The organism is Candidatus Symbiopectobacterium sp. 'North America' (genome assembly GCF_015762685.1).
GTDB lineage: Bacteria > Pseudomonadota > Gammaproteobacteria > Enterobacterales > Enterobacteriaceae > Symbiopectobacterium.
This window is the reverse complement of the sequence record NZ_PEHF01000086.1, coordinates 54,759-75,145: the sequence shown is the minus strand read 5'-3', so window position 1 is coordinate 75,145 and position 20,387 is coordinate 54,759. Positions and strand designations below refer to the sequence as shown.

Genomic DNA, 20,387 nt, shown 5'->3' with positions numbered 1-20,387 from the left:
GTCCTTACGCTAAAACGTGTTGTGCAAGACTATCTAACACCTGTCGCAAGTCTGGACGGTGGTGGCCGCGAAAACCGGTCACAGCCTCGGCGCACAACAGGGCATCCAGTACGGCATGTTCCGTGGCATCGGCGGCGGCGCACAGCATCGATTCCAGCTTTGCTTCTTCTGGCGGCTGTGGCGTGGGCTGGGTGGAAAAAGCGACGGCAATAATCACGTTATTCAAGCCTGGGCCGAAAATGGCGACCACCGCGATAGCCAACAGCATACCGGGGAAGGCGAACAGCACATCGGAGCTGCGCATGATCAGCATATCAATCCAGCGGCCATAAAACCCGGCCAGCAGGCCCAGCACAATGCCGACCACCATGCCGATCGTGACGGAAAACAGGCCAATATATAAGGAGATACGCGAACCGTAGATAATACGGCTCATCACATCGCGTCCCAGATCGTCGGTGCCCATCCAGTGGGTGGCGGAAGGCGGTGCGGACAGTGCCATCCAATCCGGGTCCATCGAATTAAAAGGGGCTAGCCAAGGGGCGGAGGCCGCGACCAGCACCAAGAGCAGAATAAATCCGCCGGACACCAGCGCCAGCGGGTTTTGGATAAAAGCCAGCCAAAAATCACGCATCGGTGAGCGGATAGTGGCGTTATCCTGCACGGCGGCGGTCATCGTAGGCTCGGTTGAGTGGCTCATGATCGCTCCTAGCGTAAACGAATGGCTGGGTTAACCACGGCGTAGAGCAGGTCGACCAGCAGGTTGATAACAATAAATTCGAACACGAACAGCATGACCAACGCCTGAATTACCGGCTGGTCCTGTGTCTTGATCGATTCAATCAGCAGCCAGCCCAGACCGGGCCAACTGAAGACGCTTTCCACCACAATTGACCCGCCCAGCAGAAAACCAAATTGCAAGCCGAGCATAGTGATAATGGGGATCAGCGCATTGCGCATGATGTGTTTCCAGGTGATCAGCCGTTGGCGTAATCCTTTGGATCGCACGGTACATACATAATCTTCCTGTGCCACTTCAAAGAATGCGGAACGGGTGAAACGCGCCATCACGGCGGCCACGGAAGCACCCAGCGTCAGAGCGGGTAACACAATATCGCTCGGCTGGTTAAAACCGCTGACGGAAAACACCCCGAACGGCATCGCGACAAACTGGATCAGCAGTAATCCGAGCCAGAAAGGCGGCATGGAGATACCGTCGACAGCGGCGCTCATCAGCGTCCAATCCTTCTACTTTCCGCGTTTTAATCCCGATACCACGCCAATCAACAGGCCGAATATCACTGACCAGGCGAAGCCTGCCAGCGCCAGCCACATGGTGGGCATAAAGCTTTTGGCGATCACGTCCATCACCGGTTGCTGCGTGCGATAGGTGATGCCCAGATCGCCGCGCAACAAGCCACCCAGCCAACGAACATAGTGCCCTGGCAACGGATCGTTGAGCCCTAACAGTTGGCGAGCGGCCTCCACGGCGGCAATCGGGGCATCCGGCCCGGCATAAATCCGCGCCGGATCGCCGGGTAACAGCTTGATAAAACCGAACACTAACAGGGAGACCACCAGTAACACCGGGATCATTTCCAGCAAACGTCGGACGATATAAGCAAACATGGCGTTCTCCCCGTGCGATTACTTAAATTCAGCCTGATCGAAGATCAACGAGCCATCTGCCAGCATGTAAACGCCAGAGAGATTTTTCGCTTTACCGACCAGATTGTCCGGCGTACCCAGGAACACGACGGGTGCATCACCCCAAATCACTTTTTGTGCTTCGGCGTAGGCAGCTGCGCGCTTGCCAAGATCGGCGGTAGCCAACCCAGCCATAATGGCTTTATCGGCGGCAGCACTGCTGTAGTAGGCCACGTTATAAGCCGCAGGCACCCAGGATTCGGTGGCATACAGCGGACGCAGCGCCCAGTCGGCATCACCGGTAGAAGGCGACCAGCCGTTGTAGAATAGATCGAATTCCGCATCTTTCGGGTCTTTCACGCCGAACAGTTTGGCGTTACGCATCCCAGAGTCCATCGGTGTCACGGTGATCTTGATGCCCACCTGTTCCAACTGCTGCTTGAAGAACTGTGCGCTACGAATGTAATCGGTACGGTTGGTGGTCCACAGCTTGAGGCTGATGCCATCCGGGTAACCCGCTTCTTTCAACAGCGCTTTGGCTTTGGCCGGATCGTAGTTGTAGCTCGGCGTGGTTTGCGCCTGGAAGAATTGAACGCCCGGCGCCATTGCTGACGTTGCCGGTGTACCCATGCCCGCAAAGCCGACTTTCAGCCACACATCGCGGTTGATGGCGTAGTTGAGTGCCTGACGCACGCAGATGTCATTCATGGGCGGATGCAGGTGATTCATCGCCAACCAGAACTGATAGATGCCGGGGTCACGTTGGACGGCCAGTTTGCTGTCGCTCTGTACGGTACCCAGTAGATCTGACGGCAGCGGATAAATCACATCAACCAGGCTGGATTTCAGGGCTGCCACGCGCGTGGAGTCTTCCTGAGTCGGGTAGAAGGTCACGCTATCCACTTTCGGCCAGCCTTTCTGCCAGTAGCTGTCATTTTTGACCAGCTTGACGTCTTTGCCCTGTTGCCATTCGGTGAATTTGAACGGACCGGTGCCGACCGGGTGGACGCGCAGTTGTGCTTCATCCGGGTATTTCTTCAGCGCTTCCGGGCTGTGCATCACGGCAGACGGGTGTGCCAGTGTGTTGACGAAAGCACCGAATGATTTATTCAGTTCAATCTTCACTTGCGTCGGAGACAGCACGGTGACGGTTTTTACCATATTGAACAGGCTATTACGTTTTAAGCCTTTGCTCTGATCGGCCAGGGGATCCAGGTTGACTTTGACCTCTTCGGCATTAAAGGGCGCGCCGTCCTGGAAAGTGATGCCTTCGCGCAGCGTGACCACAAACTCGGTGGCATCGTCATTGCTGGTGTATCCGGTTGCCAGACGCGGTACCAGTTTCATTTGGTTATCAAACTGGAACAGGCGCTCAAAGATACCGCTTTGGATGGAGTAGCTCAGCGTATCTGAGGTGTCGTGCGGGTCAAGCCCGGTAATATCGGCATAGATAGAGATGCGTAGATCTTGAGCCTGAGCCGCAGCTGCCAGACAGAGTGAAAGCCCGAGGGCCAGCGCGGAACGATGTCGTAGTGGCTTCATGTTGTGTCTCCCGGTTGTGAATGGGTTGTATTTGTTCTTGTTTAAAACTGCATGTTTAAAACTGCTTGTTCATCAATGCGTTTCATTAATGATTGTCGTTGGCGACCCAGTGGTGCAGGCCGACTTCGCGATAGGTCATTTTATTGACCTCTTCGCCTGCTTTGCGCAGCGGGGAAGGGATCTCGCCATCATCAAACTGGCGCACGCTACGTTGTTGAGGGTCGGCAATCGGCACCGATGCCAGCAAGCGCTGCGTATAAGGATGCTGAGGGTTATTGAACACCGCCTGGCGCGGGCCGATTTCCACAATCTGACCGAGATACATCACGGCGACGCGGTTGGCGATGCGCTCCACTACTGCCATATCGTGAGAAATGAAAATCCATGACATGCCGGTTTTTTGTTGCAGATTCATCATCAGATTCACCACCTGAGCCTGAATCGAGACATCCAACGCGGAGACGGCTTCGTCAGCAATAATGACCTGCGGTTGCAGCGCCATGGCGCGGGCGATGGCGATACGTTGGCGCTGGCCTCCGGAAAACTCGTGCGGATAGCGGCGGGCGTGTTCAGGAGGCAACCCGACGCTTTTCAGCAGTTCCTGCACGCGGGGCGTTGCGTCCTCCAGCGATCGGGCCAGCCCATGCAGCAGCAGCGGTTCGGCAATGGTGAAACCGACAGTTAAGCGCGGGTTCAATGACGCATACGGGTCTTGGAAAACCATTTGGATTTCGCGGCGCAATGGCAAAAAGGCGCGATCGTCCATCTGGGAGATTTCATTGCCCTGAAACAGAATGCTTTCTGATTCGCTCTGAATCAGACGCAGCAGCGCACACCCGGTGGTGGATTTTCCACAGCCGCTCTCCCCGACAATCGCCAGGGTTTCGCCGGGCCACACGCAAAAATCAATCTGCTCGACCGCGTGTACGCGGTGCGTAACCGCGGAGAAAATGCCGCTGCGGATCGGGTAGTAGACGCGCAAACCACGGATATCTAGCAGCGGCTCTGCGTCATAGCGCGCAGTTTTCTGTTCGCTATCGCTGGATTGCTGTTGCACCAGCAGTGGAAAACGACGCGGCCAGGCTCTGTCGCGCATATCGCCCAGCTTTGGCACTGCGGCTAACAAGGCTTGAGTATATGGGTGCTCCGGATGCGCGAAAATTTGCTCGACCGTACCTTGTTCCACCACTTCACCCCGCTACATCACCACCACGCGATCGGCGATTTCAGCGACAACGCCCATGTCGTGGGTAATAAACAGCACGGCAGTATCACTTTGCTGCTGGAGATCGCGCAGGATGTGTAGAATGCGCGTTTGCACGGTGACATCCAGCGCTGTGGTGGGTTCATCAGCAATCAGCAACTGCGGCTCGCACACCAGCGCCTGCGCGATCATCACGCGTTGGCGCATGCCACCGGAGAGCGAGGCTGGGTAGCTTTTCATCACGCGATCCACATCGGCGATACGCACTTTACGCAGTAGTTCGCGCGCTTTTTTATCCGCTGTGGCGGCATCGCAAAGCTGGTGGTCGCGCAGCGCTTCCGTTAACTGATCGCCCACTTTCAACACCGGATTGAGTGAGGTCATCGGTTCCTGAAAGATCATCGCCATATCGCGCCCGCGCAGTTGACGGCGATCGTCCTCTTTCATATTCAGCAGATCGTGGCGCTGTCCGTGGCGGGAGTGGAAATGAATGCTGCCGCGCTCAATGGCCGCCGAGTTGGCCAACAAGCCCATTGCGGTTAACGACGTAACGGATTTTCCCGAGCCTCTTTCACCCACAATGGCGACGATTTCCCCCTTGTTGACGGAAAACGAGACGCTTTTCAGGGCGATATGCTTGCGCGACCTGCCGCTGAAGCTGACGCTCAGGTCATCGATCTCCAGCACCAGCATGGCGGTTTGTGGGGGGGCCGACGCCGGGTGCGGGGTGGCCTGTGCGAGTTGTGTCATGTGGACTCCGGTTAACAGTGTGGACTCTTGCTGTGTCATAGCCAGATGCGTCCGTGGTGATAAGTCAGATAGGGTGAGCTGTCGGCGGCCAGCCAGAGTGGGCCATCCAGATCGACATAGTCGGCGGCGGCGGCGACCGGTAGTGCAGCTTCCATCGCCAGTGAAGAGCCCACCAGGCAACCGACCATCAGTTTTAGTCCGTGCAGTCGCGCCTCACGCACCATTACCAGTGCTTCTGTCAATCCACCACATTTATCCAACTTGATGTTGATCATCTCGTAACGGCGGCGGATACCTGGAATATCGCCAGCGTGGCGGCAGCTTTCATCGGCGCAAAGGGGAATAGGGTGCGAAAAACGCAGTAACTCCTGATCTTTGCCAGCCGGTAACGGTTGCTCAATCAGCGCAATGTTATAGGGCAGCAGAGCGTGACACAGGTTGAGTAAATCGAGCCCAGCCCAGCTTTCCGTGGCATCGACCATCAGAGTGGCCCGTGGTGCGGCGTCGCGCACTGCGGCGATTTTCTCAACGATGTCGCTGCGATCCAGATTGAGCTTTATCACCTGCGCGCCGCGTGATATCGCATCTCGGGTCGCCGCCACCGTGTTTTCCAATGACGCAATGCTCAGCGTTTCCGTGGTGATCAAAGAGGCGGGCGGTTGTATTCTTACCTGCTGCCATACGATTTGTTTATGCAAGGCGGCATTTAAACGCCACAGTGCGCAATCGAGTGCGTTACGTGCTGCACCAGGAGGGAGCAGCGTTTGGATTTCATCCCTTGACGCACCGCGCGTAACAGCACCACGTACGGCGTCAAGTTGACGGCAAACACTGGCGGCAGACTCTTGATATTCAAACGCGGGCGTATATTCGCCTAAACCGATAAATTACTGTTCTTCAACGGTAATCCTGACTACGCTTACGGCATTGCGCAGTTCCTGCGCACGCTTGCACGGGCGTGCCAGAGAGAGTTTGACGGTCTCAACCTGCATCTGGCGCATCTCGTGTATCCCTCTGGTGAATGAATAATCAAAACTATTTCATGCAGGGGAATGACTGACGAATACTTGTTTGTCGGGAGGGTATAACCTCAGGCTATACCCTGATGCAGATGCCAACACTCCCCTGCCGATATCGCGAAACGCGCGGCAGCTAAAGTAGGAATTGTTGTCCGAAGGCCGTATAATGCGCGCCAATCAACAGAGCATAACCTGGAGAATCTCATGCGTCCGTCATGCCGAAGTGCACAACAGGTGCGTCCCATCACGCTAACGCGTGGCTATACCAAGCATGCGGAAGGTTCCGTGTTAGTGGCGTTCGGCGACACGAAAGTGCTGTGTAACGCGACGGTAGAAGAAGGTGTGCCGCGCTTCCTGAAAGGGCAGGGGAAAGGCTGGGTGACCGCTGAATACGGCATGCTGCCGCGTGCGACTCATAGCCGCAATGCGCGTGAAGCAGCCAAGGGGAAACAGGGCGGAAGAACGCTGGAAATCCAGCGCCTTATCGCGCGTTCTCTGCGCGCTGCCGTTGATCTGGAAAAGCTCGGTGAATACACCATCACGCTGGATTGCGATGTGTTGCAGGCTGATGGCGGCACGCGCACTGCTTCTATTACCGGCGCTTGTGTTGCGCTGGCGGATGCGTTCAACCGCATGGTGGCAAAAGGCCAGCTCAAAGCCAGCCCGCTCAAAGGCATGGTAGCGGCGGTTTCCGTGGGGATCGTTGCCAGTGAGGCCGTGTGCGATCTTGAGTACGTGGAAGACTCTGCTGCGGAAACGGACATGAACGTGGTCATGACCGAAGATGGCCGCATGATTGAAGTGCAAGGTACCGCCGAAGGCGAGCCGTTCAGTCACGAAGAGCTGCTGGCGCTGCTCGCTCTGGCGCGTGGTGGCATTGATACTATCGTCGAGGCGCAGAAATCGGCGTTGACGCAAGCGCCAGTCGCTGACTTCAAGTAAGCATGACTGGCATAAACCGCCTGTCATTTCATCAGCCGTTGCCTGGCAGCGGCGTTATCTATTTTTGCAAAGCGACCTCGGCGTCGCTTTTTTATGGCTGGTGTTCCAACCATAACCATACTCACCGTGATACGAGGAGATGCAGTAATGAAAGCCTATCAGCGCCAATTTATTGAATTCGCGCTTAGCAAGCAGGTATTAAAATTCGACGAATTCACATTGAAATCCGGGCGTTTCAGCCCCTATTTCTTCAATGCCGGGCTGTTCAATACCAGGCGCGACCTGGCACTTTTAGGCCGTTTTTATGCTGAAGCGTTGGTGGATGCCAGTATTACTTTTGATGTGCTGTTCGGGCCCGCTTACAAAGGGATTCCGATCGCCACGACCACCGCGGTGGCGCTGGCTGAACACCACGAAACCGATGTGCCATACTGCTTTAACCGTAAAGAAGCCAAAGATCACGGGGAAGGAGGCAATCTGGTCGGCAGCGCGCTGCAAGGCCGTATCATGCTGGTCGATGACGTGATTACCGCAGGTACTGCCATTCGTGAATCCATGGGCATTATCGCAGCAAATGGCGCGACGCTCGCCGGGGTGTTGATTGCACTGGATCGCCAGGAGCGCGGTACAGGAGCCATTTTTGCCATTCAGGAAGTGGAATGCGATTATCAGTGTCAGGTGATTTCCATCATTGCGCTGCAAGATCTGATCAGCTTTTTGGCAGAAAAACCAGAGATGGCCGTGCATCTGGATGCGGTGAAGGCCTATCGCGATCGGTATGGTATTACTGCGTAATCACCTGTGCATCAGTGCTGATGTTGCCTGAGAGATTTCTGGCCAGCCTGTTGCTGTGTGAACAGGCCTTGGTGTAGAGGCTCTTAGGCAAAAACGGGGCGATGTTAATAGAGTTGGGCGGCAAGCAGTGGCCAACGTGTCTCAAAATCCTGTGTAGGCCGAAAGAGAAATTCTGAGCGAACATAGCGTGACAGCATCCCTTCGCAGAAGGCGAGCAACTGGCTGGCAAGCAGTGACTCGTCATGGGTAAGGGCTTTCCCCTCTCGCAGTTTGTGCTCGCGCAACACCTGCTTAAGCTGCGATTCAATGCGTTCAAACAACTGGTTGATGCGTCCTTGCAGACGATCCTGTTCGAACATCAGCGCATGGCCGGTCAGGATGCGCGTCAGGCCGGGGTTGCGTTCAGCAAAACCCAACATGAGCAACAAAATCAACCGCACACGTTGGAACGTATCTTTCTCATCTTGCAGAATCAGATTGATACGTGTTGTCAGCGAATCCTCAATAAACTCGATAAGGCTGTCAAACATCCGTGTTTTGCTGGGAAAGTGCCGATAGAGTGCGGCTTCGGAAACCCCGACCATTGCGGCAAGCTTTGCGGTAGTGATGCGTCGGCTGCCATCGCTGGATTCCAGCATTTGCGCCAACGCTTGCAAGATTTCCTCGCGACGATTCCTTTTCGTATTCTCTTTCTCTGCCATGTCAGAAAAGACCCTTGATCAAAAAGAAGCTGACAACCATTTAGAATTATTTAGGGTAATGACCTGAATAAACACAACAAAGACACGCGATTTACCGCGTGTCCAAGGGGTATACCCATTTTCGGATCAACGACGACCAGAATGGCCGAAACCGCCTTCTCCCCGCTCTGTTCCTACAAAATCATCGACAATGTTGAATTCAGCCTGAACAACGGGAACAAACACCATCTGTGCGAGGCGTTCACCGGGCTCGATAGTGAAGGCTTGCTGGCTACGGTTCCAAACGGAAACCATCAGTTGTCCCTGATAATCAGAGTCGATAAGCCCAACCAGATTACCTAATACCACACCGTGCTTATGCCCCAACCCTGAGCGGGGGAGGATAACAGCAGCCAGGCTGGGATCGGCGATATGGATAGCGATACCCGTTGGCACCAGTATCGTCTTCCCTGCGGCTAGCGTGATCCCTTCATCAATACAAGCTCGAAGGTCAAGGCCGGCCGAGCCTGCGGTGGCATATGTCGGTAACGGAAACTGTTGACCAATGCGTGCATCAAGAATTTTTACGTCGATTTTTTTCATCATAACGGCGGACAATCTCATTGATTAAATGTTGGCCAAGGAGGCGCTTTTCGCACAGAGGTAAACGGGTGTCACCCTCCGGCCAAAACAGCTGCAACGCATTGGTGTCACTGTTGAATCCCTGCCCTGAAAGGGAAACATCATTTGCGCAAATCAGATTCAGATTTTTACGCGTCAATTTTTGACGCGCGTATTTTTCCACATTCTGGGTTTCGGCAGCAAATCCAACGACGAAAGGGCGAGACGCTGACATGGCTGCAACCCCTGCAATAATATCTGGGTTTTTAACCAGTGTGATACTGATTTCATCGCCCTGTTTTTTTATCTTGTCGTTGGCTATCTGTTTAGCCCGGTAATCGGCCACGGCGGCACAGCCGATGACAATCTGCTGTTGTGCCGCATGAGACATCACCGCTTGCTGCATGTCCAACGCGCTGGTCACGTCAATGCGCCGAACGCCTGCGGGTGTTAGTAATGACACGGGCCCGGCGACCAGCGTCACGTGAGCGCGACGCTCCGCCGCCGCTTGAGCGATGGCAAATCCCATCTTGCCCGAACTGTGATTGGTAATGAAACGTACCGGATCAAGCGCCTCACGCGTTGGTCCCGCGGTGATCATAATGTTGAGATGTTGCAGATCGTTGACGCGCGTAAAATAACCCTCGGCAAGCTCAACGATCGCCGACGGATAAATCATTCTACCAGGACCCACATCACCGCAGGCCTGACTGCCGCTGTCGGGGCCCCAAACCAGGCCACCGCGCCGTGCCAACGTGGCAAGATTATCCTGTGTTGGCGTTGCGCGATACATCTGCTGATTCATGGCAGGTGCAATAGCGACGGGGGCAGCCGTTGCCAGACAAAACGTGGTAAGCAGGTCGTTAGCCATGCCAGCGGCTAAACGGGCGATCACATCCGCCGTTGCGGGCGCAAGAATAACCAGGTCAGCCCATTTTCCCAGCTCAATGTGCCCCATCGACTCTTCGGCGGCAGGATCGAGCAGATCGTCTGATACTGGGTATCCTGAAACCGCCTGAAGCGTGAACGGTGTAATAAATGCCTTCGCGGCAGGTGTCATTACCACGCGGACTTCTGCGCCGCGATCGCGTAGACGCCTGACAATTTCTGGGCATTTGTAAGCGGCAATACCGCCGCTGATGCCGAGCACGATTTTTTTACCGGAGAGCCCGGGCTGATTGGAAAATCCCGTCATCATCTTTGTCCGATTAACGCCTAAGAGGAAACATTTTATCATAACCTTGCCGGATGAGCGGAATCTTGCTCGCGTTTGTCTATGTTCATGAGGCTTTGTTGCAGGGGGGGCTTGCGTGCGGTTATGCAGGGGCTCGCTTGCGTTCTCGCCGCGCTACCGTGAGCCTGCCATGATAGGGCAACGATGGAAAGGAGGCACAACGGTGTGGATTGACGATCAGGCTCCGCGTGAAAAGCTTATTACCTCGGGGGCCGAAGCGTTTACGGATGTGGAGCTGTTGGCTATCTTTCTGCGCACTGGGTTGCCGGGGGTTCATGTGATGGCATTGTCGGAGCAACTGCTGCATCATTTTGGCTCCCTTTACCATGTCATGATGGCCGAGCAACAAACATTTTGCGCAGTGAAAGGGATGGGTGTGGTTAAATTTGTGCAATTTCAGGCGGTAGCGGAGCTAGCACGGCGACTGTACGCCACGCGCTTGGTGAAGGAAAAAGCGATGCTGAATCCCGATCTGACCCTACAGTACCTGCAATCGGCGTTGGCACATCAGGCGCGAGAGATTTTTATCGTGCTGTTTCTTGATAATCAGCACCGCGTGATTCGACATCAAGAGATGTTTATAGGTACTATCGCCAGCGTCGAGGTACACCCGAGAGAAATTGTGCGTGAAGCGTTAAAAGCCAATGCGGCTGCGCTCATTCTGGCGCATAATCACCCCTTCAAGGGATGCAGAGCCGAGTAGCGCCGATCGCATGATAACGACGCATATTATTCAGGCATGTGCATTGATGGACATTCGCGTCCTCGATCACCTGGTAATTGGGCGTGGTGAGTACGTATCATTTGCCGAGCGAGGCTGGATTTAGCATATTTTCCGCGATCCTTAGAGATCTTTCGCTGCTCGGGACTTGAGCACATCCGCGCTAGAGCGTATACTACGCCACCTTTGAGAATCTTGGGTGTGGCGTTAAGAGCCTATCTCAGCAGGTTTACCCTGATGGCAGTATCTTTACTTGTAAAGCTGCTGAGATGGGCTCTAAAGCCTGACGAGGCGGCCAACATCCTCTACGAAGCTCGAGCTGATTTGATTTTTGGAGAATAGACATGTCCCGAGTCTGCCAAGTTACTGGCAAGCGTCCGGTGACCGGTAATAACCGTTCCCACGCACTGAATGCGACTAAACGCCGTTTTCTGCCGAACCTGCATTCCCATCGTTTCTGGGTTGAAGGCGAAAAACGCTTTGTAACGCTGCGCGTATCTGCTAAAGGTATGCGTGTTATCGATAAGAAGGGTATCGAAGCGGTCCTGGCCGATCTGCGTACCCGTGGTGAAAAGTACTAAGGAACTGAATCATGGCTAAAGGTGTTCGCGAGAAGATCAAGCTGGTTTCTTCTGCCGGTACTGGTCATTACTACACGACGACGAAGAACAAGCGCACTAAGCCGGAAAAACTGGAACTGAAGAAATTCGATCCGATTGTCCGTCAGCATGTGATCTATAAAGAAGCTAAAATCAAGTAATTTTAGTGGACTTATTAAAAACCCGGCCAAGGCCGGTTTTTTTTATGCTACGTTAGCCGCGGGAGTGTTCAGGAGGAGAAAATGCCGGAATTACCAGAGGTTGAAACGAGCCGCCGCGGGATATCACCCTATCTTGTCGGATACACCATCCTGCACGTTGACGTGCGTAATCCCCGCTTGCGTTGGCCGGTGTCCAGCGAGATCTTTGCGTTGAGTGACCAGCCTATTTTGAGCATAGCGCGTCGGGCAAAATACCTGCTGTTTGCGCTACCCGGCGGCTGGATTATTGTGCATTTGGGCATGTCTGGCAGCTTGCGCATTCTGCCGGAATATCTCCCTCCTGATAAACACGATCATGTGGATATGGTCATGGACAACGGCCATGTGCTGCGTTATACCGATCCCCGACGTTTTGGTGCCTGGCTGTGGACGACGGACCTTGAAACAAGCAGCGTACTTGCGCACCTTGGCCCGGAACCTTTGAGTGAGGCATTCTCTCCCGACTATCTCTATCAACGTTCGCGCGGTAAGCACACGGCTATTAAGCAGTGGGTGATGGATAACAAGGTGGTGGTCGGCGTAGGAAACATTTATGCCAGCGAATCCCTGTTTATGGCGGGTATTCATCCCGATCGTGCTGCAGGCTCGCTGAGTGAATCAGAATCTGCTCATTTCGTTCAGTCGATAAAGCAGGTGCTACAGCGCTCGATTGAGCAAGGCGGCACGACGTTAAGGGATTTCTTACAGTCAGATGGTAAACGGGGGTATTTTGCGCAGGAATTGCAGGTTTATGGTCGAGCGGGGGAGCTTTGCCGCGTATGCGGAACGCCGTTGTTAACGAAAAAACATGGGCAACGTAGTACATTTTATTGTCGTTGCTGCCAGAAATGATGCTGGATAAATAACGCCAGACTGCCGTTTGAAGGGCGAATCTGGAAAAGCATCAACGAGATTACAAAACTGAGGATTTTATCGGTGAACCACGAGTACTCTACTGCCGCACGACATCCGCTTGATAAGCAGCATATAAAGTTAACCTACGTTACGCACTTTTACTGCAATCAGGACAATATGGATTCCGTATTTTCGTTGTTGCGGCTGTATGAGCAGCAGCTGCCGGAAGATATCAGAACTGCGGTAGAGTTCGTTATTGTTGATGACGGTTCACCGATTAAGTACGACATTGGCACTTTCGACCTGAATATCACCTGGCTGCGTATTAATGAAGATATTCCATGGAATCAGGCTGGCGCGCGCAATTTAGGGGTGACTTATGCCAAGTCTGACAAAATTTTTATCACCGATCTTGACCACGAATTGCCGGAATCCTCATTCCGCTATTTGATCAATTGCCGTAACCCCGGCCGCAATTTTTATAAAATCTATCGGGAAAGCCGTGAAAACGGCGTCAAAAAACGCGGAAAAGTGTGTAACGTTGGCGACAGGTATTATGGCCATCCGAACACGTTCTTTATGTCGCGTGCGCGCTTTATGCGTTTCTTTGGCTATGACGAGGAGTTTGCCGGAAATTATGGCTCAGAAGATTTCCGCTTCGTTAAATACCAAAAATACCAAGGGTCGCGCCAACATTATCTGCCGAAGAGCATCCGCTGTTTTGAACGGGAAGTGGACCGGGAAGAAAGTTACCATACGTTACAGCGCGACCTTTCCGCCAATACGCCGATTGATAAGCGTAAGAAGCAAGAGTGCAGCTTGTTCGGTTATGAGTATGGGCAGACCCGTATTTTCCTCAACTTTACCTGGGAAATTAAATACCGTAACAACATAATGCCAGCGACATTGCCCCCGTTAAATACATGGTGGAGTCCACTGTGGTGGTTCCGTTATCTATGCGGCACATTGGCGCGTTAATCGCATCGCGATTTTCCGGCGGAGGAAGCCTATCTACCCGCCGGATTATATCTTACTTACCCTGCGCCAGTTTTTGCTTAAGCGCCGAGCCAATCACATCGGGAAGAAAGTGTAAGACATCTCCACCGTGTCGGGCAACCTCTTTGACCAGAGAGGAAGAGATAAATGACCATTCTTCCGATGGCATCAGGAACACGCTCTCCAGGGTTGGCATTAAGTGAGTATTCATTTTTGCCAACTGAAGCTCATATTCAAAGTCGGATACAGCTCGCAGCCCGCGAATTAACACATTCGCTTGCTGCTGTTGGGCGAAATGTACCATAAGATCGAAAAATCCCACCACCTCAACATTCGTCAAATGTTGCGTTGCCTGCCGTGCTAATGCGACACGCTCGTCCAAACTGAACATCGTATTTTTACTGGGACTGGCGGCAATGGCTAACACGAGATGATCGAACAGACGTGAAGCGCGGGTGAGCAGATCCAGATGCCCATTGGTTAAGGGATCGAAGGTACCTGGGTAGATTGCTTTGGTCGCCATGGGAATCCTTAACACCAGAGAGTCAGATAGACGAGTTTGCACGTGGTGGAAGATAGGGCTCCAGCAGAGTGAGCAAGCGCTGAAGCGCTCCCTGATTCTGGTGCAGCACTTCTACAGCGTGTCGCCCATAATAGAGCCGGTAATCTTCATCCGTCAGCAGGCTGTTCACTTCTTTGACAATACTGTCAGCATCTTTAACGGTGATCAAACCGCCTGCTTCTGACAATTTAAGGCAAATATCTTTGAAGTTAAAGGTGTGCGGACCCATCAATACCGGGATGGCATGTGCAGCAGGCTCCAAAGGATTATGCCCTCCCCGTTCCACCAGGCTTCCACCGACAAAAGCGATGTCAGCGATGCCATACAGCATCATCAGTTCGCCCATGGTATCGCCAATCACGACTTGGGTATCAGTCTCCGGGACTTCGCCACTGCTGCGCAGGGTGTAACTAAAACCCAGACTCTGGGTAAGTGATTGAGTTGTCGGGAAACGCTCAGGGTGGCGAGGTACCAGAATCAACAGCAAATCGGGAAACCGGTTCAGCAATTCACGGTGCGCGGCCAAAATAATCGCGTCTTCACCTTCATGAGTGCTGGTTGCAATCCACACAGGGCGTCGAGATGCCCATTGACGCCTTAGCGCCACGGCTCTCGCAGCTAATTCCGGTGTGACAGAAATATCAAATTTCAGACTGCCAGTGACTGCTAAGTGTGAGCACTGTAAACCGAGATCGATAAAGCGCTCACCATCCTCTTGATTTTGAACTGCGATCAAGGTGGTGCGGCGCAGAATGCTACGAGTTAGAGAGCAAATTTTCTTGTAGCCTGCCGCTGAGCGTTCAGAAAGCCGTGCGTTGGCAATAACCAACGGAATATTACGGCAGTGAAGTTCAGTGATGAGATTTGGCCACAATTCGGTCTCCATGATGATCACCAGTTTTGGGTTCACCTGATCAAAGAAGCGCTTAAGGGCACAAGGAAGATCGTAGGGGAGATAAACGTGGTAGACATCATTGCCGAAGGCAGACCGTACACGCTCTGAGCCGGTCGGCGTCATGGTGGTTACTGTAATCGGCAAAGAAGGGTAACGGTGGCGAAGCGCTCTGACCAAAAGAATGGCTGCCAATGTTTCGCCAACAGAGACCGAATGCAGCATGATACCGTTGGGTTTGACCTTCTCCGCACAGAATCCATAGCGTTCACTCCAGCGGCGACGGTAGGCAGGCGCTTTGCGTCCTCTTAGCCACAGGCGGAGCCAGATTAATGGTTGAATGAGGTAAAGCAAGATGGTGTAAAGGGTTTGCAGCATCGGTATTGGCTATTTTAGAGTTATCGCTGAAAATATTTTAGCTTTTTTGTTAAGGAATGACTATGGCACTGTCTATTAATTTTTTTGTTTAAGTTCCTGACTCGCTAAAAAATTTTTTTCGAGTATAAGGAGTTCTTTTTCTCTATCTCTAATTTTTTTGCTGGACAACCAAAGTACATTCCCCACTCATTTAAATCTTTGGTGACGAGAGACTGTGCTCCGACGGATACTCCCTCTTCAAGCGTTATATTAGGAAGAACAACAGTGCCTGAGCCGATGATAACATGTTTCTCGAGGGTAACTGTACCTGTTATCACACCAGTGTACTCCTCACTTATTGTTGGATTAGTCAGCTTCTTTCCTAAGTAGTCATCAGACTTGCTATAAATTTTGACACCTTGTGAAAGGCCACAAAAATCTTTGATGATTATTCCGGCGCCCGCAAAAAGAAACGTGTATCCGCCAATGTGCACATAGGAGCCTATATTTAAGAATCCGGTTCCTGATGCAACAATGGTTGTGAATCCATCAATTCTAACATTGTTACCTAAAGAAATATTTTCTAACCCTATAATGTTACAGCTTTGAGCTACCTGAACATTTTTACCCACATGTTTAAAACCAAATGAACGTAATTCGTCATCTGTGTAGTAACTAATGTTTAAGGGGTTTTTCATTTTATAGACCATGTGTTTTCTGAAGCAAGTGAGGATTTAATCTACGGAGAAATACTCTTTCGATTCAATTATAAATTTTTTGACGTTAAGAATTGATTCATTTTCTTTTTCAAACACTAAATCTAATGCGGCTTTACGGTTCTTGGTCGCCTCTTCAATTTGCTCAAACCCATATGCAATACCTAATCGCATCTTAGGGTCAGACTGCCATTCCGTTAGTGATAAATTTTCATCAGGAACAACAATCGGAATACAGCCACACATTATGGCAAACAACGAATATCCAGTATATAGATCATAAGAGATAAAATACTTTACACACTTAAATATTTCAGCTACTTCTTCATGTTTTTTTTCGTCGATAAGAATTGAATCGGATAGGTCATGGATTATCTTTCTTCCTTGACCTTTTCTAATGCAATATGCTGTACCTGTTCGTTCTTTAGATGCACCAATCTCATTATAAATATCATTCATCTGATGAAATACATGAAGTACTGTGTCAGATGTGTGGGAACCATATAGCTTAAAATCTCTGCCAAATGCACCGTATGAGAAATACAGTTCGCGAGAGAAATAATTTACGTTTCCTGTTTTATAACCCGGATGGTGTAAGAACCATCTGACTACATTTTTAGCTTTTAATGGATTTCCTGATACTATTTCTGGATATACAATAATAGAATTTTCTAAATCGCCTTTTGTTAATTTATTAATTACAGGTGTTTGGAGCATTTTGTTTGTTTTATATTTTCTGCTCTTATACTTTAGTTTTATTTTTTCTTTTATCTCAGTAAAATGGTTTTTCCAAGATAAAGGATATTCTTTGACCATGGGATGTAAGTAAGCATTTTCTCCAAGTTGGTTGAGAATATGACATAATTTATGTAGAACGATAACTCCACCACTCCATTCAGTATATACTGGAGCCATTATTATAAATCGCATTGTAGCCATGCCCTAGGTAAGAGTCGAATGTTGTTCTCTTTATTAATAAGAGATTTAGAAAAGTATGTGGTTAATTAAATATATTGCTTTGTTGAGGGCTGTTGTGGTGGTAAATATCAGAAACCAATCGATTTAACATTCTATCAGCTGTGTATTCTTTTATCGAGTCAATATCTACAGGTGTTAATGGTCTTTCTAAAAAACGTTGCAAAGAGTCAATGTCATTATAGCCTAATATGAAAAAACGGTCGTCATTATAAAAATCATATTGCATTATTTTTATATTGTTGGTTATTATTTTTTTGTTAAAAGCAAGAGCTTCGATCGTTCGTAACGTTAAGCCATCTTGTCCAGGATGGTTTATTTCTATAACAACGTCAGACTCAATAACTTTCTGTATGTTTTCTTTATAATCAAGAGATTGGTTTTTGCAAAAAAATGGGTAATCTATTGATTTGTTGTGTTTATCAAAAAGATAAAAATCAGGTTTGTAATTTAAACGCTTAAAATAAGGGAAAAGGTCTTGGAGAGATTTTTCGCGATCAGGTCTGTGTTCACCAATGAAAAAACATAATTTTTCCGATAATTTGCTTTTTATTGATGTTTTAAGTATGGTGCCAATATCTTGGGATGTAAATGGAAGGAACTGCTTTAAGTATATGAAATCATATTTTTTACAGTCAGATGGATCGAAACTATATACTTTATCAAAATGTGAATCTATTTCTTGGATAATATCTCCATCAGGTGGAAGCCATTTTTTGTTTTCTTTCATACCTCTTTCTAAATGAATTATAGTATCTCGAATTACTAAGGCTTTTTTACAGGGGAGTGTTTTTATTATATCGAGAAAACCTAAAAAACTATATCCATTGCAAATTATTAAATCATCTTTTTTAATTTTTCTTAGTTTTAAAAAAACATGCATCTTAACGAATAACCAATTATTAATATTGGTTTTTTTAAGTCTAATATTGTTTCTTGTAAAATGCTTCATGATATTTTTTATTTCTGTGACGCCATGCGACCCTAAATTTTTTATCATGAGCTTTTCATAATTGGCATTCCATTCTAAAAAATATACATTCATGAAACAATTCTCTTATTTTGTTGTGATATATTTTAATCTTGCTAAAATACCGTTAAATAAGTGATATTTCTGGAACTCATGCTTTGATTTTTGCTTCCACTGTAAAGATGTTCGGGGTTTAAGTAACGGTACATCATGCCATTCTGAGGCTAGATATGCTTTTTGGAAGAAAGTTGTTGAAAGATATTGTCCCCATTCATTCCAAGGCTTAGTGGTACCAACATAATGAATTAAGACAGATTCATTATTTATGATTTTTTTATATTTCTGATGAGTCCTGTCGTATAACTCGCTTTTTATACTATAGATACTATTGTATTTTCTGGGTAAGAGAAATGTTTTGCCGAGCAAAAGCATATTTAATGCATCTTGATCCGGGTATTTTAGTCCTGAATGTTCAAAGATAAATTTAATAACGTTAGAGGTTAAGTTTTGTTGATGCCATTGTTTTAAATTCATAAACATTACACCAGAATTAAAATAGACATCTTCTATTTCTGGACAATGGAGTCTTTCCATTGCTTTCTTATCCATCCCCTCGATATCAGTTACAACCGCACAAATAGCACCATCAAAAGATAAATGTATTAATTCGTCAAGGGGCGCTTTACATACAATGTCGGCATCAAGATATAATAATCGATCTGTATATGATCCCAAATAATCGAATGCGATTAATCTATAATAAGCAGAATAAGGCCAATTTTTTGTGAGTAAGTCTTTTAATGGTGTGTTGTCAATATGATACATGAATATATCTACATTAAATCTACCAGACATTTTCTTGAAACGATGAACATCATCATCGTTTATGGAGTCAATGAAAAAATGTAAGGTGATAGGAATTTCACTATTTATAATGGTCGATGTGGCCGAGATTGCAGCACCGAATAAAAAATTCTTATCGACACCGTATGCAATATGCAACATCTTCTCTTTGTTGGTTTCCTGCGAACCAAGAAATTCAACCTTATTCTTGATCACACTGCCATCAAAATACATAATTTTCTATGCTCTGAATTAGATGATTTTTTTAAGAAATAAAGTAAGTAGTTTTTTAAACCTGAAAATATTTTTTTATTATGAAATTCATGTTTGGCACAATAACGCAGCTGGTTAGCTGAATGAGCTTTAAGTAATTCAGATTCTTTCCACGGTGAATTATTTTTTGCTTTTGTAAAATAGCATGCTGAATCATAATAAATGGCCCACTCATGCCACGGCTTTGTTGGGCCTATATAATGAATGAATACAGTGCTATTGGTGATGGGGGTGAGCATTTTTTTACTTTCATTTAGCTCATAGTTAATACTAAACTGGGTGTTATATTTTTTATCTAAAAAAATAACTTTGTTCACAAACAATATGTTTAATATATCTTGATCTAAAAATGATATTTTTTCTTTTATTTCGTCTTTGGAAAGAAGATTCATTGCTTGTCGACTGATATCTTCTTTCGCCCAGAAAGGAATGTTTATTAAAAGAAACCCTGCATTAAAATAACCATTACTTATATTCTCATCCCCTAACGCATGTGCCCGCTTGGTCCACCAGGGTTTCTCTCCTTCACTGACCACGGCAGCGAGATGAACGCCCAAGTCTAGATTTATTAATTCATCCAGTTTTCCATTACAAATAATATCAGCATCAAGATAAAGTACTTTAGATGATAACCCATTGAAAAAATTAGCAATGATAAAACGGAAATAGGTTGCATAAGACCAGTTTTTAGTACTTGGTAATTTTTTTAACTCATCACAGTTTATGAGATAAACGATGATTTTGGTATTGTATTGATGGCTAAGTTCAGTAAATTCCGAGATGTTTTTTTCATCAAAATAGTCGGTGAAAATATGAAATATTATTTCTTTTCCTTTGTTTTTTAATAATATGGAAGATATGGATATTCCGCAGCCAAATATAAAGTTTTTGTCTATTCCATACGCAATATTAAATGCATTGGCAGGTAATGTATTAATATTGTCATTTAGTGTTATTTTCTCTTTTATAACATGTTTGATATTAAAATACACAA

18 protein-coding genes and 4 pseudogenes are annotated in these 20,387 nt (G+C 48.5%); 7 read left to right on the top strand and 15 right to left on the bottom strand.

Annotated elements, in window-relative coordinates; genetic code table 11:
- Positions 1-4: 4 nt before the first annotated feature.
- From CS369_RS18585 to CS369_RS18565, 5 genes and pseudogenes are all read right to left on the bottom strand, one after another.
- The gene (locus CS369_RS18585) at positions 5-700 is read right to left on the bottom strand and encodes a P1 family peptidase (protein ID WP_196908233.1); all 696 of its coding nucleotides are present in this window, start codon (positions 698-700) and stop codon (positions 5-7) included.
- An 8-nt stretch (positions 701-708) separates the two neighbouring features.
- Positions 709-1,629: pseudogene (locus CS369_RS18580) on the bottom strand (ABC transporter permease subunit).
- A gap of 18 nt (positions 1,630-1,647) precedes the next feature.
- Positions 1,648-3,189 (bottom strand): glutathione ABC transporter substrate-binding protein, encoded by a 1,542-nt coding sequence (locus CS369_RS18575; protein ID WP_196908232.1) that lies wholly within the window; start codon positions 3,187-3,189, stop codon positions 1,648-1,650.
- A gap of 85 nt (positions 3,190-3,274) precedes the next feature.
- Positions 3,275-5,080 (bottom strand): annotated as a pseudogene (locus tag CS369_RS18570) (ABC transporter ATP-binding protein); the annotation flags it as partial.
- A 98-nt stretch (positions 5,081-5,178) separates the two neighbouring features.
- Positions 5,179-6,144: pseudogene (locus tag CS369_RS18565) on the bottom strand (dipeptide epimerase).
- A 222-nt stretch (positions 6,145-6,366) separates the two neighbouring features.
- Here CS369_RS18565 and rph point away from each other — a divergent pair.
- Positions 6,367-7,104 (top strand): ribonuclease PH, encoded by a 738-nt coding sequence (gene rph / locus CS369_RS18560; protein ID WP_196908231.1) that lies wholly within the window; start codon positions 6,367-6,369, stop codon positions 7,102-7,104.
- A gap of 147 nt (positions 7,105-7,251) precedes the next feature.
- Entirely contained in the window at positions 7,252-7,899 is a 648-nt protein-coding gene (gene pyrE / locus CS369_RS18555; protein WP_196908230.1) for an orotate phosphoribosyltransferase, read from the top strand.
- 104 nt (positions 7,900-8,003) lie between these two features.
- Here the strand turns inward: pyrE and slmA are convergent, their stop codons facing one another.
- From slmA to coaBC, 3 genes are all read right to left on the bottom strand, one after another.
- A complete protein-coding gene (gene slmA, locus CS369_RS18550) occupies positions 8,004-8,600 on the bottom strand; it encodes a nucleoid occlusion factor SlmA (protein ID WP_196908229.1) in 597 nt (198 codons plus the stop codon).
- 126 nt (positions 8,601-8,726) lie between these two features.
- Positions 8,727-9,185: a dUTP diphosphatase gene (dut, locus tag CS369_RS18545; RefSeq protein ID WP_196908228.1), complete on the bottom strand. Its 459-nt coding sequence runs from the start codon at positions 9,183-9,185 to the stop codon at positions 8,727-8,729.
- Positions 9,154-10,398, bottom strand: a complete 1,245-nt coding sequence (gene coaBC, locus CS369_RS18540; RefSeq protein WP_374191084.1) for a bifunctional phosphopantothenoylcysteine decarboxylase/phosphopantothenate--cysteine ligase CoaBC — start codon at positions 10,396-10,398, stop codon at positions 9,154-9,156. Before coaBC ends, dut begins: the two co-directional genes overlap by 32 nt.
- Before the next feature lie 166 nt (positions 10,399-10,564).
- Between coaBC and radC the strand changes: the two are divergent.
- From radC to CS369_RS18515, 5 genes and pseudogenes are all read left to right on the top strand, one after another.
- Positions 10,565-11,261, top strand: a pseudogene (gene radC / locus CS369_RS18535) (DNA repair protein RadC).
- A 238-nt stretch (positions 11,262-11,499) separates the two neighbouring features.
- Positions 11,500-11,736 carry a 50S ribosomal protein L28 gene (rpmB, locus tag CS369_RS18530; RefSeq protein ID WP_195314938.1) on the top strand — a complete coding sequence of 79 codons (237 nt, stop codon included), beginning with the start codon at positions 11,500-11,502 and terminating at the stop codon, positions 11,734-11,736.
- Positions 11,737-11,747: 11 nt separating this feature from the next.
- Positions 11,748-11,915, top strand: coding sequence for a 50S ribosomal protein L33 (gene rpmG, locus CS369_RS18525; protein ID WP_196908227.1), 168 nt, complete (start codon positions 11,748-11,750; stop codon positions 11,913-11,915).
- A gap of 81 nt (positions 11,916-11,996) precedes the next feature.
- Positions 11,997-12,806: a bifunctional DNA-formamidopyrimidine glycosylase/DNA-(apurinic or apyrimidinic site) lyase gene (mutM, locus tag CS369_RS18520; protein ID WP_196908226.1), complete on the top strand. Its 810-nt coding sequence runs from the start codon at positions 11,997-11,999 to the stop codon at positions 12,804-12,806.
- Between the two features lie 180 nt (positions 12,807-12,986).
- Entirely contained in the window at positions 12,987-13,787 is an 801-nt protein-coding gene (locus CS369_RS18515; RefSeq protein WP_244665097.1) for a glycosyltransferase family A protein, read from the top strand.
- A 52-nt stretch (positions 13,788-13,839) separates the two neighbouring features.
- On the opposite strand, the gene coaD is transcribed toward CS369_RS18515, so the two are convergent.
- The 7 genes from coaD to waaO all read right to left on the bottom strand — a co-directional run bounded on the left by coaD (position 13,840) and on the right by waaO (position 20,385).
- A complete protein-coding gene (gene coaD, locus CS369_RS18510) occupies positions 13,840-14,328 on the bottom strand; it encodes a pantetheine-phosphate adenylyltransferase (protein WP_196908224.1) in 489 nt (162 codons plus the stop codon).
- A 22-nt stretch (positions 14,329-14,350) separates the two neighbouring features.
- On the bottom strand, positions 14,351-15,637 hold the full coding sequence (gene waaA / locus CS369_RS18505) for a lipid IV(A) 3-deoxy-D-manno-octulosonic acid transferase (RefSeq protein ID WP_196908223.1): 1,287 nt from the start codon (positions 15,635-15,637) through the stop codon (positions 14,351-14,353).
- A 104-nt stretch (positions 15,638-15,741) separates the two neighbouring features.
- Entirely contained in the window at positions 15,742-16,314 is a 573-nt protein-coding gene (locus tag CS369_RS18500) for an acyltransferase (RefSeq protein WP_196908248.1), read from the bottom strand.
- Positions 16,315-16,350: 36 nt separating this feature from the next.
- Complete coding sequence (locus CS369_RS18495) at positions 16,351-17,247, bottom strand: hypothetical protein (protein WP_196908222.1); 897 nt, start codon at positions 17,245-17,247, stop codon at positions 16,351-16,353.
- Between the two features lie 85 nt (positions 17,248-17,332).
- Positions 17,333-18,352 (bottom strand): hypothetical protein, encoded by a 1,020-nt coding sequence (locus CS369_RS18490; protein ID WP_196908221.1) that lies wholly within the window; start codon positions 18,350-18,352, stop codon positions 17,333-17,335.
- 12 nt (positions 18,353-18,364) lie between these two features.
- Entirely contained in the window at positions 18,365-19,354 is a 990-nt protein-coding gene (locus tag CS369_RS18485; RefSeq protein WP_196908220.1) for a glycosyltransferase, read from the bottom strand.
- Entirely contained in the window at positions 19,333-20,385 is a 1,053-nt protein-coding gene (waaO, locus tag CS369_RS18480) for a lipopolysaccharide 3-alpha-galactosyltransferase (protein WP_196908219.1), read from the bottom strand. The genes CS369_RS18485 and waaO overlap by 22 nt, the downstream gene beginning before the upstream one ends.
- Between the last annotated feature and the right edge of the window lie 2 nt (positions 20,386-20,387).

Coding starts and splice junctions, on each gene's coding strand:
- CS369_RS18585 (WP_196908233.1), bottom strand. CDS start 700: ATGAGCCACTCAACCGAGCCTACGATGACCGCCGCCGTGCAGGATAAC.
- CS369_RS18575 (WP_196908232.1), bottom strand. CDS start 3,189: ATGAAGCCACTACGACATCGTTCCGCGCTGGCCCTCGGGCTTTCACTC.
- rph (WP_196908231.1), top strand. CDS start 6,367: ATGCGTCCGTCATGCCGAAGTGCACAACAGGTGCGTCCCATCACGCTA.
- pyrE (WP_196908230.1), top strand. CDS start 7,252: ATGAAAGCCTATCAGCGCCAATTTATTGAATTCGCGCTTAGCAAGCAG.
- slmA (WP_196908229.1), bottom strand. CDS start 8,600: ATGGCAGAGAAAGAGAATACGAAAAGGAATCGTCGCGAGGAAATCTTG.
- dut (WP_196908228.1), bottom strand. CDS start 9,185: ATGATGAAAAAAATCGACGTAAAAATTCTTGATGCACGCATTGGTCAA.
- coaBC (WP_374191084.1), bottom strand. CDS start 10,398: ATGATGACGGGATTTTCCAATCAGCCCGGGCTCTCCGGTAAAAAAATC.
- rpmB (WP_195314938.1), top strand. CDS start 11,500: ATGTCCCGAGTCTGCCAAGTTACTGGCAAGCGTCCGGTGACCGGTAAT.
- rpmG (WP_196908227.1), top strand. CDS start 11,748: ATGGCTAAAGGTGTTCGCGAGAAGATCAAGCTGGTTTCTTCTGCCGGT.
- mutM (WP_196908226.1), top strand. CDS start 11,997: ATGCCGGAATTACCAGAGGTTGAAACGAGCCGCCGCGGGATATCACCC.
- CS369_RS18515 (WP_244665097.1), top strand. CDS start 12,987: ATGGATTCCGTATTTTCGTTGTTGCGGCTGTATGAGCAGCAGCTGCCG.
- coaD (WP_196908224.1), bottom strand. CDS start 14,328: ATGGCGACCAAAGCAATCTACCCAGGTACCTTCGATCCCTTAACCAAT.
- waaA (WP_196908223.1), bottom strand. CDS start 15,637: ATGCTGCAAACCCTTTACACCATCTTGCTTTACCTCATTCAACCATTA.
- CS369_RS18500 (WP_196908248.1), bottom strand. CDS start 16,314: ATGAAAAACCCCTTAAACATTAGTTACTACACAGATGACGAATTACGT.
- CS369_RS18495 (WP_196908222.1), bottom strand. CDS start 17,247: ATGGCTCCAGTATATACTGAATGGAGTGGTGGAGTTATCGTTCTACAT.
- CS369_RS18490 (WP_196908221.1), bottom strand. CDS start 18,352: ATGAATGTATATTTTTTAGAATGGAATGCCAATTATGAAAAGCTCATG.
- CS369_RS18485 (WP_196908220.1), bottom strand. CDS start 19,354: ATGTATTTTGATGGCAGTGTGATCAAGAATAAGGTTGAATTTCTTGGT.